The sequence below is a fragment of the Pedobacter sp. HMWF019 genome (assembly GCF_003061025.1).
Classification (GTDB): domain Bacteria; phylum Bacteroidota; class Bacteroidia; order Sphingobacteriales; family Sphingobacteriaceae; genus Pedobacter.
On the sequence record NZ_QAIL01000416.1, the window covers coordinates 1 to 12,759 of the forward strand.

The following is a 12,759-nucleotide window of genomic DNA, read 5'->3' on the forward strand; positions in this document are numbered from 1 at the left end:
GATCAGATCAGTGGTCTGATCAGTGATAAATCTGGATTGGGGGAGTTGAATAAGCTGATTGCCCAGCGTAAGGTAAGGCACATAAAAAAGAAACAGGTCATTTATTATGAGGGGGATTCTGTTCAGGGAATTTACCTGGTAATCACGGGAAAGGTGAAAACCATTAAATTGACTGAAGACGGCCGGCAGCTGATGACGGGTATTTACGGAGAAGACCAGTATTTTGGAATTCCTTCTTTATTGATGAATGAGCCTTATGCAGAGAATGCAGAGGCGATGGAAGATACCACCATTTGCTTGTTGCCTAGAGACATGATGGAGGAACTGCTGAATCAGTACCCGGATATTGGACGCCAGTTCATTAAGATATTATCTAATAATTTATTGGATAAAGAAGAGCAGTTGATGCAACTGGCCTATCACTCTGTACGCAAAAGGTTATCGGAGGTATTGATCCGTCTGTCCAAACAGGAACAGTCTAATGACCCGCTTTTGCTAAGGGTTTCCAGAGACAATCTGGCTGCACTTGCCGGAATGGCTACGGAAACCGTGAGCCGTATCCTGAGCGATTTTAAAGATGAACTGATCATAGAACGTAAAGGTAGTCAGATCCAGATCCTGGACCTTAAAAGGCTCCGTCAAATGAAAAACTGATGAATATCATGTTAATGGTTGATTAAACTCATTCTAAACCAAGGCTTCTGCACTTAATTTTGATGTTATAAAATATCAAGCATGAGAGCAGTAGCCTATAGTATTAAATCTTCTGAAAAAGAACCTCTTGCGATCGCTAATCGCAAAAAACACGACATTACTTTAATTTCGAATGCGCTAAGTGAAGATACAGTTGTTTACGCAGAAGGTAAAGAGGCTGTTATCGTATTTGTAGATGATGAGTTATCGGAGAAGGTGATTAACCGACTCGCAGATCTTGGGATTAAGTATATTGCCACACGTTCCACTTCTGTTGAACATATTGACAAACAAGCTGCGGTAAGCCGGAACATCCGGATTGCCAATGTTCCGGCTTCAATTCTCAAAGAGGGATCTCAGGAGGCATTGTCTATGGCGCTGGCTGCAGAAACAATACTGAACCTGGACAGGTGGCAGCATAAAAAATGTTTGGGTTCTGCCTGTGTTTGCTCCAGGGCCTGTGATCAGCATAATGAGTTGTTTGACTCCTTAAATGAAGGTGATCATGAAAAGTAAGCTATCCGATAAGTACAATGTGGCTGTGCCCCGTTATACCAGTTATCCTACTGTTCCTTACTGGGAAGCAGACAGTTTTAGCAACGACCGATGGAGAGAGGCCGTACGGACCTCATTTAGAGAAAGTAATGCTGCCGAAGGCATCAGTTTGTATATTCATTTACCTTTTTGTGAAAGCCTGTGCACGTATTGCGGATGTAATACCAGGATTACGCGCAATCATAAAGTGGAAGCACCTTATATTGCAGCCGTCTTGAAAGAATGGGCTTTGTACCTTAAATGCTTTGATGGTAAGCCGGTGATCCGGGAATTACACCTGGGTGGCGGTACACCAACTTTTTTTAGCCCTGAACATTTGGAAATACTGATCAATGGTCTTCTAAAGCATGCTTCAGTACATGAACGAGCAGAATTTAGTTTTGAGGCCCATCCCGGAAACACCACCAAAGCCCATCTGGATACTTTATATCGGCTCGGCTTTAAACGCCTGAGTCTGGGGATCCAGGATTTTGATCCAAAGGTACAACTCATGATCAACCGTATACAAAGCTATCAGGACGTGGAGCGGGCAACTGAAGAGGCCAGAAGTGCAGGTTACAGGTCTGTCAATTATGACTTAATCTATGGTTTGCCTTTTCAAAGCCTGGAAGGTCTTGTGGATACTATGGATTCAGTATTAAAGCTCCGGCCAGACCGTATTGCTTTTTACAGCTATGCGCATGTGCCCTGGGTAAGGCCTGGACAAAGGAGATATACAGAACAGGATTTGCCCTCTGCAGATCTTAAAGGTAAACTCTATGAAACAGGAAGGGAAATGCTGAAGGCAGGGGGCTACACAGAGATTGGTATGGATCATTTTACCCTGCAAACCGACAGTTTGTTTACCGCAGAAAAAGATGGGCGGCTTCATCGTAATTTTATGGGCTATACCGATCAGTACAGTCGTTTGATGATAGGCCTTGGAGTCTCCGCTATTAGTGATACCTGGACTGGTTTTGCGCAAAACGTAAAAAAAGTAGAAGATTATCTGGAATTGGTGAACAACGGAGAGATTCCTGTGTTTAAGGGCCATATCCTGAGTGCAGAAGATTTGGTACTCCGCCAGCATATTCTGAATATTATGTGTAAAGGAACTACTTCCTGGTTTTCTGCAGAATTGCAGCACGTATCCTTATGGGAAGGACTGCAGCGTATGCAGGAACTGGAAGCAGATGGTCTGGTTGAAATTACAGACCAATCTCTTCGGGTTACCATACTGGGCAAAAGATTTCTGAGAAACATATGTATGACGCTGGATGCCAGACTTTGGCGAAATCAACCCGCAACTCAATTGTTCAGTATGGCAGTTTAGCAGCCTTAGCGGCAGTCTGCAACTGAACTACCGGGTTTAGATGGGCTTAAATAAGGGATGTTCAGGTTCATCCCTCTTAAAATAAACCAGATACCCAGGCAGATCATCAGATATGGCATGGTCTTATTGATGCGGTTCCTGACCATTGCACTGGTCCATCCGACACCAATAGTAACCATTAACATCAAAGGGGCAGTACCCAATCCAAACCAGAACATATAACTTACCGCAGATGGAATACCTGGCGTATTCACTGCTCCAGCCAGGGCCAGATATACAAATCCGCAAGGTAGCAGCCCGTTGATCATGCCAATGATCAAATGATTGGCTTTGTGTTTTAAAGCGTAGCTGAATAGATCGTGGAAAGGTTTTAAAAGAAAAGATGGCCCGTTGGTGGGCGTTGAAAATTTAAAGATCCTGGTGCAGGCGGCAACAAGAATGAGCAATCCACTGAAGACACTGATGCCTTGCTGCATACCTGAGAGCCAAATTTGACGGCCAATCCCTCCAATGAAGACACCTAATATACAATAGGAGATGATCCGGCCAGTTTGGTAAAGTAATTTGTCGAGTACAAGGTACATACGGCCGGACTTCAAAGACGGAACAGCAAAGGCAAGCGGGCCGCACATGCCCACGCAATGTACGCTGCCCAGTAATCCAATCATAAAAGCCAGGTGGTTATCGCTCATTACAACATCACCTCCTTTTCATACAGATAAGATTTTCCATCGTTTTTCCATTCCATTTTAAGTTTCCATAAGCCACCGGCCTTTTGGCCCACAGGGATATGAAACTGGTTTCTGGAATCTGTTTTCAGCTCCAGCCTCTGGTCCAGTTTCTTGTCTGCTGTACGGATCAGTTGTACTTCACCTGCAGCGGCTTGTTTAAAGCTAAGGACAAGGGTATCGGTTGTTAATTCTACAACAGGCTCGGCATGTTCCTTTTTTACGTTCTCTTTCTTTAGGTAATCCTCATTGTAATGAATGCCTTTCTCATAATAATCATTATCCACCAGTGCATCACTTTTGCTCCGGATCATTTTTATACCCAGTACAATGATGAAAGTCATAAAGATGGCCATGCCGATCACTAATTTTGTTCCCCAGTTCCAGTTCATAGATTTAATCATTAGGTGGTGCGATAAAAGTGGTTTGAAAACGGTCTATAACTTTCCCCCCTGAAAGAAGTTTAAAGCCAATTTCTGTTTTATATTGCTTAATGCTCTTTTGAGGCAGGATGATAAAGAAGGTCAGTTTTGTACTGCCTCCGTATTTGAGCTGATCCTCCTTTTGGATGAATTGTATCTTTGCTGCCGGGTTTTCCGGTATAATTTCAAATTTAAGATCCTTACTGGTTTTGTTGACCAGTTCAGCATTATATAAGTTACTCACCGTATGGTCCTGGTCGCGGATCTGATACAGCGTTCCGCTGGCTCTCAAAATGGTCGCTTTTACATCACTTCTGCTCAGGAGCAGGTAACTGAGTAAACTGATTAAAATCAACAGGACGGCACTATAGCCGTAAATCCTTTTGCTGAGTTTAAACGGTTGTTTCAGTTTGATCTCTTCTTCAGATTTAAAACCGATCAGCCGCAGTGGCCGGTCAATTTTTTCCATCACCATATCGCAGGCATCTATACAAGCAGTACAATTGATACATTCCAGTTGGGTACCATTCCGGATGTCTATCCCGGTGGGGCAAACGTGCACGCAAAGCTTGCAGTCTATGCAATCGCCCCGGAGGTTTTCTTCTCCTTTAATACGCTTTCCTCTTGGTTCACCTCTTTCATAGTCATAGGCCACAATAATACTTTGATTGTCGAGCAGTACACCCTGTAAGCGTCCATAAGGGCAGGCTACTGTACAAACCAGTTCCCGCATCCGGGAAAAGACCAGGTAAAATACAAAAGTGAAAATACAGATAGAAATAAAGCCACTTAAGTGTTGTTGTACAGGTTCGGTAATGATTTTGATCAACGTGTCAGAACCAATCAGATAGGCCAGGAAAATATTAGCGATAAAAAAGGAGACGACCAGGAAAGTCATATGTTTAATGGTTTTTTTGACCACTTTTTCAGTGGTCAGCGGACCATCGTCCAACTTTTTTTGTTTGGTATGGTCGCCTTCAATCCAGTTCTCTATCCGGCGGAAAACCATTTCCATGAAAATAGTTTGCGGGCAGGCCCAGCCACAGAATACCCGGCCAAACACGACGGTAAAGAGCACAATGAATACCATAAAAGTCAGCAGGCCCAGCACAAACAAGTAGAAATCCTGCGGCCAGAAGATGATCCCGAAGAATACAAACTTCCTTTCCAATACGTTTAGCAACACCAGTTGTTCTCCGTTAACTTTAATAAAAGGCGCTGCAAAAAGTAAGGCCAGGAAAAAGGAACTGACAGCTGAACGGTATTTATACAGGCTTCCCTTTACAATACGGGGATAAATCCATTTGCGTTTTTTTCCATCGTCTGTTACGGTAGAGATCTGGTTTCTGAACTGGTCTGGGCTCTGTGACATGGTTATTTTTGTTTTTCGCCCTGTGGTGCTTTTGCACCGGCAGGATGACTTCCCTGAAGGGATAAAATATAATTGGTCAGATCTGCAATTTGTTGTGCGCTCAGCGATTTCTCCCAGGCGATCATCCCTTTTTCCGGCACACCATATTTAATGGTCTTAAAGATGTCTTTGACCGTTCCTCCATGCAACCAGTATTCATCGGTCAGGTTGGGCCCCACAATACCCTGGGCATGTTCCCCATGGCAGGGCGTACATCGGTTTTTGAACAAGGATGCCCCTTCATTGATCACCGCTGGATCTTTACTTTGTTCAATGTTGTTCTCATTGACGGCATTTTTGGCATTTCCAGGTTTGGCCAGAAAAGCTTCCTTGGCCAGCACAGCCTGTTCCAGCTCCGTGTTGTATTCCTGCTCCTGGTTTTGGCCCCAGCCCAGTACTTCATAATTGAACAAATAGATCACTGCGAAGATGATGGTTCCATAGAAGAGGACCATAAACCAGGCAGGTGTAGGATTATTGAGTTCTGCAATCCCGTCAAATTCATGCTCCATAACCAGATCTTTTTCCTCAGATATGGGCCTTAAACCCATTAGTTTGCTCAGCAGGGAAGGCTGTGCCTTTTTCAGGGCCAGGGCTTGTTCTTCGGCCAGAGTCCTTTGTGCTTTTTCCTCCGGACTGAGAAAAGGGGTAGGGTCAACAGATTCTTTGACGTAAAATTTGATCACTTTAAGCATCAGGATGGAAACACCCAGTACCATGATGGCGGTGAGGCCCATGGCGATCACCAATATGTCTGAATAACTCATATTATAAATCTTCTTCGTTTAACGGGAGTTCACTCATGTATTTCACTTCATCCTTTTTCATCATATAGAGCACAATGCCTACGATAACGAAAAAGAGTACAAATATTCCGAGTGAACTGATCAGGTACACCTGCTTGTCGTCTACCTGTTCTAAAAATTGTTTAAACATAGCTGTATCGTTTATTTTGCTTTAATGTCCATACCCAAACGTTGCAGGTAGGCAATAATGGCGATGATCTCTTTATCACTTTTTACTTTTACATTGTTCTTGTTCAGATCTGCAGCAATTTCTTTGGCCTGTTTGTCCAGATCTTTATTGGCCTGGTGTTCATATCCCTGCTCATAAGGTACGCCCAGGGTACGCATGGCATTGATCTTGGCAATGGTGGTGGTGGTATCGAGTTGCTGCGTGATCAGCCATTCGTAAGGTGGCATAATACTTCCAGGCGACATGGTTTGTGGATCGAGTAAGTGGTTGTAGTGCCAGGAGTCGGAGTACTTTCCACCTACACGCTGCAGATCTGGTCCGGTTCTTTTAGAGCCCCAAAGGAAAGGGTGGTCATAAACAAATTCGCCCGCTTTGCTGTATTCTCCATATCTTTCAGTTTCTGAACGGAACGGGCGGATCATCTGAGAGTGGCAGTTCACACAACCTTCACGGATGTAAACATCCCTTCCCTGCAATTCTAACGGACTGTAAGGTTTTACACTTGCAATGGTTGGAATATTGGATTTGATGGTGAAAGTAGGCATCATCTCGATCATACCTCCAATCAGGATTACAACTAAAGACAGCACCATGAAAATCATAGGTTTGCGTTCCAGGAAACGGTGCAGTTTTTTATCTGAACCTTGCGGTACATATTCTTTAGCAAGTGCTTGTGCTTCGGCAGGTTCGTTGGCCAGCAATTTTCCTGCTCTTGCGGTTTTGATGATGTTGTAAGTCATTACAATGACCCCGCAAAGGTACATGGCACCGCCCAGGGCCCTTAACATATACATTGGAATGATCTGAATCACAGTTTCCAGGAAGTTGGGGTATTTCAGCACACCCTCTTCTGTAAACTCTTTCCACATCAGGCCTTGGGTAAACCCGGCAAAATAAAGAGGCACCGCATAGAATATAATGCCCAGTGTACCTATCCAAAAGTGGAAAGAAGCCAGCTTTTTAGAATACAATTCTGTTTTATAAATTCTCGGGATCAGCCAGTATAGAATTCCAAAAGTCAGGAAGCCGTTCCAGCCAAGTGCACCTACGTGTACGTGCGCAACAATCCAGTCGGTATAGTGTGCTATGGCATTGATTTGCTTAAGGGCTAGCATGGGGCCTTCAAAGGTGGCCATACCATAAGCAGTGATCCCGACCACCATGAATTTTAAGGTTGGATCTTCACGTACTTTATCCCAGGCCCCTCTTAGAGTGAGCAGTCCGTTGATCATACCGCCCCAGCTTGGGGCAATCAGCATCACCGAAAAAGCAACCCCCAATGACTGGGCCCATCCCGGAAGGGAGGTATAGAGCAAATGGTGTGGACCTGCCCAGATGTAAATAAAGATCAGCGACCAGAAGTGCAGAATACTCAACTTATAGGAGTACACCGGGCGCTGAGCCATTTTCGGTAGGAAATAATACATCATCCCCAGGTAAGGTGTGGTCAGAAAGAATGCAACAGCATTATGACCATACCACCATTGTACCAGGGCATCCTGTACACCGGCATATAAATAATAACTTTTAAAAGCGGAAACCGGAAGTTCAAATGAATTGACAATGTGCAGTACCGCAATGGTAACGAAAGTGGCGATGTAGAACCAAATGGCCACGTACATATGCTTTTCCCTGCGCTTGATGATGGTTCCGAACATATTGATTCCAAAGACCACCCAGATGATGGTAATGGCGATATCTATAGGCCATTCCAGTTCGGCATATTCATGGGAAGTAGTTAATCCCAAAGGGAGTGTAATGACCGCAGAGACGATGATGAGTTGCCAGCCCCAAAAATGGATCTTGCTTAAAATATCGCTGAACATTCTCGCTTTCAGCAAACGCTGAAGCGAATAATAGACCCCCATAAAAATGGCATTTCCAACAAAGGCAAAAATTACAGCGTTGGTGTGCAGGGGCCTGATCCGGCCAAAAGTGGTGTACTGGTTACCCATGTTCAGGGCAGGCTTAAAAAGCTGCATGGCAATGAGCAAACCAACCGTCATGCCAATGATTCCCCATACAATGGTGGCAATTGCAAAGTTTCTGACGATCTTGTTGTCGTAGTAAAATTTCTCAGTCATAATAAATGATGATGGTTGTTTATTGGGGGTAAAATTAGCGCTGCGAGCGGTCCTGGAGAATGATACAGACTTCAGCTAAAGGTGATCTTCATCACTTTTTTGATCTGCTTTTTCTGTAGCTTCTTCTTCGAACAGCATGCGTATCGACGGTGTATAAGTATCATCATTTTGTCCGGTCTTACTGGCCCAGAAAAAAGCAAGGAGAAAAATCAGCGCCAGCAGGATACTGATGCCGATCAGCATATAGATCATGTTCATAACAAGTGATTTTTACGGGCGTATAACCTTGCAGCTATACTGGTGAAAGAAATAATCGTTACAGTACTTGCAGGCATCAGTATAGCAGCAATCAAGGGTGAGAGTGTACCTTGTACCGCAAAAAATAAACCCAGCGCATTATAGGCCAGAGAGATTCCGAAGCTCATATGGATTACGCTAACGGCGTCTTTTGCCTGACGGATAAAGTTCGGGATCCGGTTAAAGTTACTTCCATCCAATATAGCATCGCAGCCTGGAGTAAAATTGTTAATGTTGTCTGTTACGGCTACACCCAGGTCACTTTGTTTTAAAGCACCCGCATCATTTAGTCCATCTCCAAACATCAGCACTTTATGCCCCTTGTTCTGCAGCGTTTTGATATAATCCAGTTTGTTTTGTGGCGATTGCCTGAAATGCATGTGCTGAATGCTGGGGAAAAAAGGAATAAGGCTCTTGCGGTCATGTTCCTGGTCTCCTGAGAGCAGATGAAGATTAGCGTGCCGGCCCAGACTGAGTACCAGCTCTTTAAAGCCATTTCGCCACTGCTGGCTCAATAAAAAGTAACCCAGGTACTGATCTTCTATCATCACGTGTACGGTGCTTCCCTGAAGCTGGGGGATAGGTTCAATACCAAGGAAAGCAGTACTGCCTAACCGGATGAATTGCCCGTTCACCCGACCACTGATCCCCCTGCCTACTTTTTCTTTGTAATCTAATGCGGTATATTTTTTTGGAAGAGCTATCCATTTAACCAGTTCGCGGCTTAAAGGATGGCCGGAATTGCGGGCAAGATCACTCAGGCACTGTTTTTGCAAAGACGTTATCTTCCCACTAAAAGTGAAATTTGCAGCTTCAGGATTGGTTATGGTACCTGTTTTGTCAAAAACAAAAGTATCAATACGAGCCAGTTCTTCTATAACAGCTGTATTCTTTAAATAGAATTTATTCTTGTCAAATATGCTCAATACGGCAGCCAGTGTAAAAGGAGAGCTGAGGGCCAGTGCACAGGGACAGGCGATGATCAGAACTGCAGTAAAAGAAGCCAGCGCCCTTGACGGATCCTCTTTAAAAAGCCAGAACAGTCCGGAACCAATGGCAATAGAAAGTAAAGCCACACTGAAATATTTGCTGGCCATACCACTAAAGGTTTTGATCCTGTCTTTATCTGCGTTGAAGGTTTCGTTATTCCACAAACGGGTCAGGTAGCTTTGAGACACCGGTTTGATCACCTCCAGCTCAATGGCACCCTCGAGTTGTCTTCCTCCGGCATATACAACTTCGCCAAGTATTTTGTCTACGGGTATGGATTCGCCGGTTACAAAACTAAAATCCAGTTTTGCAGTTCCATTAAGTAAGATGGCATCGGCCGGGATAATTTCATTGCTTCGGATCAGAATCCGGTCTCCCTGTTTTAATTTATTGAGGGGAAGAGGACTTTCCTTATTGTCTTTCAGTATTGTTACTGCAACAGGAAAGTAAGAACGGTAATCTCTTTCAAATGAAAGATGGTGATAAGTGTGTTTCTGCATCCATCTGCCCACCAATAAAAAGAAGACCAGACCACAAAGGGTATCGGCAAAACCTGCACCGCTGCGGCTGAAGATTTCGGCGGCAGAACGGAGAAACATGACGGCAATACCAAGTGCCAGTGGAAAATCGAGGTTGAGTATCCCATTCTTTACATTGATCCAGGCTGAGGAGAAGTAGTCGCGGCCACAGTAAAACACTACCGGAAAGCAGAAGGCCAGATTTAACCATCCGAAGAAATCTTTAAATTGCTGTTCAAGGCCAGACAGACCAAAGTATTCAGGAAAACTCAGTAGCATGGTATTTCCAAAGCAAAAACCGGCGACCGCAATTTTTCTGATCAGCTGACCGTCTGAAACATCATGTTGCTGCTTTTTGACCACATCCTGCAAGCTGATCAGTGGTTCATAACCAATACGGGATAAGGTTTCCGCCAGCTCTCTTAAAGTCAGAATTTTATTTTTAAACGTAATTACGACTTGTTTCTTCAAAAAGTCAATCCTCGACTGTACAATTGCAGGATTGATCTTATAGAGGTTTTCCAGCAGCCAGATACAGGAACTGCAATGGATAGCCGGAATATAAAAAGTAATCACCGTGGTTTCGCTGTCCTGATAGTCAACAAGATCTGCAGCGACGGTAGGCTCCTCAAGATATTCTAAGCGGGGCAACTGCGTTTTTTGTGTTTGTCCCGGTACATCATTGTACGCATAGTAGCTTTCCAGGTTGTGACTGGAAAGAATTTGATAGACGCCTTTGCAACCCAAGCAGCAAAACTGTTTATCGGCCAAAATATAAGGAGAAAAGGGGAGGTCTTCACCACAATGATAGCAGCGGGTTTCTACTGTTAAAGTTCTGATCTTTGACATAGCCATGTATTTGTTACAAAAATGCATGAAGGCACTGGCTCGTAAAATGACACGGCTTTGTCTAAAAAGTGATCTCCGTCACTTTTTTAAGTATTATTTTGTTCAGATATAAGATGTAAATTTGCCACCACCTTTGAAAAAATGCATGAGCCTGATCGATAAACAGAATTTCAATTACCTGATGATTTTTATAGCGCTGAGCTTTATCATACTTACGGTATTTATTGCCCTTGCTCCCTTGTCTTCAGTGGATATTGAATGTTCTGAATTTATCCAGGGATTTCACAGCAGTACACTGGATGGGCCAATGCATTTTGTAAGCTGGTTTGGCGAGATGCCCTACTCCCTGTTTACCGTATTGGCTGCCGCCTTATTGTTCTTTATTTTTAAATATAAGCGGGAGGCTTTGTTTACATTGACAACGCTTTTGGCAGGACTGGCCAGCACCCTCATTAAATTTGTAGCTGGCAGACCCAGGCCGGCCGAACCTTTTGTTCACGTTTTAGAGAAAACAAGGCAACTGAGCTTTCCAAGTGGGCATGTTAATTTTTACGTAGTGTTCTTTGGGTTCTTAGTGGTGCTGATGTTTCATGTAAAAACATTGCCTAAATTCATCAGACTAAGTGTTGGCGGATTTTCAGCATTGTTGGTGCTGCTGGTACCTTTTTCAAGGATCTATTTGGGGGCTCATTGGCTTACCGATGTTGTTGGCGGCGCCTTATTAGGCAGTTTACTCCTCTATGCGAACAGTTATTTTTATCTGGAGCCATCCAGGAAAAAATAAACCGCCGGGGCTGCGGCGATTTATTATCCTTTTATACAAATTAATTTAAAGAGGCCATATCTATAACGAAACGGTAGTGGACATCGCCGGCAAGTGTTCGTTCATAGGCTTCATTGATCTGGTCAATATTGATCATCTCTACATCAGAAGTGATGTTGTGTTCGGCACAATAATCCAGCATTTCCTGGGTTTCTTTTATGCCTCCAACTAATGAACCGACCAAGCTGCGTCTACCACCAATCAGGTGAAAAGCAGCAACGTCTGAAGGACTTGGCGGAACACCCAGGAGCACCATGACCCCATTGGTACGAAGTAAGGCAAGGTATTCATTGTAATCATGTTCTGCCGAAACGGTGTCAATAATAAAATCGAAACTGCTGGCCAGTCTTTTCATATTTTCTTTATCCGTAGTCAATTCGAAATGATGTGCACCGAGTTCCTGGGCATCCTTTTCTTTACTTTTAGATCTGCTCAGTACCGTCACCTCGGCGCCCATTGAAGCTGCTATTTTAACGGCCATATGGCCAAGCCCACCTAAGCCTACTACTGCAAGTTTATCGCCTTTTTTTACATTCCAGTGTTTCAATGGCGAATAAGTTGTAATTCCTGCACACAGCAGTGGGGCTACTTTTTCCAGCGGGAGTTTATCTGATACACTCAATACAAATTTCTCTGTAACAACGATATGGCTGGAATAGCCTCCGTAGGTAATCGTTTTTTTATCTTGTAAAAAGGAATTATAGGTTTGGGAATGTCCGTTTTCACAGTATTGTTCATTGTCTTCAGCGCAATTTCTGCAATGACCGCAGGAATCTACAAAACATCCAACACCCACTGTATCATCTACTTTGAATTTGCTTACTTTGCTGCCAGTCCGGGTAACCTTACCAACAATTTCGTGCCCGGGCACAACGGGATACATGGTACCGCCCCATTCGTTCCTGGCCGTATGAATATCCGAATGGCATACCCCGCAATATAAGATCTTGATCTCTATATCATGATCGCCCGGTTCCCTGCGGTCTAACTGATAAGGTTCCAGAGTTTTATCAGCACTTTTTGCTGCATAAGATTTTACTGCATTCATAGCTTTTGAATTATTTTGTTATAACAGGTATAAAACAAAGCAAGCCCTTAGTTG

The 12,759-nt window shown here is 43.8% G+C and carries 13 protein-coding genes; 4 read left to right on the forward strand and 9 right to left on the reverse strand.

Annotated elements, in window-relative coordinates; translation table 11 throughout:
- From DBR11_RS22285 to hemN, 3 genes are all read left to right on the forward strand, one after another.
- Positions 1-654 (forward strand): Crp/Fnr family transcriptional regulator (locus tag DBR11_RS22285; protein WP_146186629.1); only part of this gene is annotated, 654 nt, incomplete at its 5' end.
- Positions 655-735: 81 nt separating this feature from the next.
- Entirely contained in the window at positions 736-1,209 is a 474-nt protein-coding gene (locus DBR11_RS22290) for a lactate dehydrogenase (protein ID WP_108554818.1), read from the forward strand.
- Positions 1,199-2,560: an oxygen-independent coproporphyrinogen III oxidase gene (hemN, locus tag DBR11_RS22295; protein ID WP_199233922.1), complete on the forward strand. Its 1,362-nt coding sequence runs from the start codon at positions 1,199-1,201 to the stop codon at positions 2,558-2,560. The genes DBR11_RS22290 and hemN overlap by 11 nt, the downstream gene beginning before the upstream one ends.
- 5 nt (positions 2,561-2,565) lie before the next feature.
- Here the strand turns inward: hemN and DBR11_RS22300 are convergent, their stop codons facing one another.
- From DBR11_RS22300 to DBR11_RS22330, 8 genes are all read right to left on the reverse strand, one after another.
- Positions 2,566-3,252: a sulfite exporter TauE/SafE family protein gene (locus DBR11_RS22300; RefSeq protein WP_108554820.1), complete on the reverse strand. Its 687-nt coding sequence runs from the start codon at positions 3,250-3,252 to the stop codon at positions 2,566-2,568.
- Positions 3,252-3,680: a FixH family protein gene (locus tag DBR11_RS22305; RefSeq protein ID WP_108554828.1), complete on the reverse strand. Its 429-nt coding sequence runs from the start codon at positions 3,678-3,680 to the stop codon at positions 3,252-3,254. Before DBR11_RS22305 ends, DBR11_RS22300 begins: the two co-directional genes overlap by 1 nt.
- 4 nt (positions 3,681-3,684) lie before the next feature.
- Entirely contained in the window at positions 3,685-5,082 is a 1,398-nt protein-coding gene (gene ccoG / locus DBR11_RS22310) for a cytochrome c oxidase accessory protein CcoG (RefSeq protein WP_108554821.1), read from the reverse strand.
- Positions 5,083-5,084: 2 nt separating this feature from the next.
- Positions 5,085-5,888, reverse strand: a complete 804-nt coding sequence (locus DBR11_RS22315; protein WP_108554822.1) for a cbb3-type cytochrome c oxidase N-terminal domain-containing protein — start codon at positions 5,886-5,888, stop codon at positions 5,085-5,087.
- Position 5,889: 1 nt separating this feature from the next.
- Complete coding sequence (locus DBR11_RS29945) at positions 5,890-6,057, reverse strand: hypothetical protein (RefSeq protein ID WP_199233923.1); 168 nt, start codon at positions 6,055-6,057, stop codon at positions 5,890-5,892.
- An 11-nt stretch (positions 6,058-6,068) separates the two neighbouring features.
- Entirely contained in the window at positions 6,069-8,180 is a 2,112-nt protein-coding gene (ccoN, locus tag DBR11_RS22320) for a cytochrome-c oxidase, cbb3-type subunit I (RefSeq protein ID WP_108554823.1), read from the reverse strand.
- A 75-nt stretch (positions 8,181-8,255) separates the two neighbouring features.
- Positions 8,256-8,438, reverse strand: a complete 183-nt coding sequence (gene ccoS / locus DBR11_RS22325; RefSeq protein ID WP_108554824.1) for a cbb3-type cytochrome oxidase assembly protein CcoS — start codon at positions 8,436-8,438, stop codon at positions 8,256-8,258.
- Positions 8,435-10,834, reverse strand: a complete 2,400-nt coding sequence (locus DBR11_RS22330) for a heavy metal translocating P-type ATPase metal-binding domain-containing protein (protein ID WP_108554825.1) — start codon at positions 10,832-10,834, stop codon at positions 8,435-8,437. The genes ccoS and DBR11_RS22330 overlap by 4 nt, the downstream gene beginning before the upstream one ends.
- A 145-nt stretch (positions 10,835-10,979) precedes the next feature.
- On the opposite strand from DBR11_RS22330, the gene DBR11_RS22335 reads away from it, so the two are divergent.
- Positions 10,980-11,618, forward strand: coding sequence for a phosphatase PAP2 family protein (locus DBR11_RS22335; protein WP_108554826.1), 639 nt, complete (start codon positions 10,980-10,982; stop codon positions 11,616-11,618).
- 40 nt (positions 11,619-11,658) lie between these two features.
- Here DBR11_RS22335 and DBR11_RS22340 read toward each other — a convergent pair whose 3' ends face one another.
- On the reverse strand, positions 11,659-12,705 hold the full coding sequence (locus DBR11_RS22340; protein WP_108554827.1) for an NAD(P)-dependent alcohol dehydrogenase: 1,047 nt from the start codon (positions 12,703-12,705) through the stop codon (positions 11,659-11,661).
- Positions 12,706-12,759: the final 54 nt, after the last annotated feature.

Excerpts from the sequence above, each read along its gene's own strand:
- DBR11_RS22290 (WP_108554818.1), top strand. The coding sequence starts at position 736 with ATGAGAGCAGTAGCCTATAGTATTAAATCTTCTGAAAAAGAACCTCTT.
- hemN (WP_199233922.1), top strand. The coding sequence starts at position 1,199 with ATGAAAAGTAAGCTATCCGATAAGTACAATGTGGCTGTGCCCCGTTAT.
- DBR11_RS22300 (WP_108554820.1), bottom strand. The coding sequence starts at position 3,252 with ATGAGCGATAACCACCTGGCTTTTATGATTGGATTACTGGGCAGCGTA.
- DBR11_RS22305 (WP_108554828.1), bottom strand. The coding sequence starts at position 3,680 with ATGAACTGGAACTGGGGAACAAAATTAGTGATCGGCATGGCCATCTTT.
- ccoG (WP_108554821.1), bottom strand. The coding sequence starts at position 5,082 with ATGTCACAGAGCCCAGACCAGTTCAGAAACCAGATCTCTACCGTAACA.
- DBR11_RS22315 (WP_108554822.1), bottom strand. The coding sequence starts at position 5,888 with ATGAGTTATTCAGACATATTGGTGATCGCCATGGGCCTCACCGCCATC.
- DBR11_RS29945 (WP_199233923.1), bottom strand. The coding sequence starts at position 6,057 with ATGTTTAAACAATTTTTAGAACAGGTAGACGACAAGCAGGTGTACCTG.
- ccoN (WP_108554823.1), bottom strand. The coding sequence starts at position 8,180 with ATGACTGAGAAATTTTACTACGACAACAAGATCGTCAGAAACTTTGCA.
- ccoS (WP_108554824.1), bottom strand. The coding sequence starts at position 8,438 with ATGAACATGATCTATATGCTGATCGGCATCAGTATCCTGCTGGCGCTG.
- DBR11_RS22330 (WP_108554825.1), bottom strand. The coding sequence starts at position 10,834 with ATGTCAAAGATCAGAACTTTAACAGTAGAAACCCGCTGCTATCATTGT.
- DBR11_RS22335 (WP_108554826.1), top strand. The coding sequence starts at position 10,980 with ATGAGCCTGATCGATAAACAGAATTTCAATTACCTGATGATTTTTATA.
- DBR11_RS22340 (WP_108554827.1), bottom strand. The coding sequence starts at position 12,705 with ATGAATGCAGTAAAATCTTATGCAGCAAAAAGTGCTGATAAAACTCTG.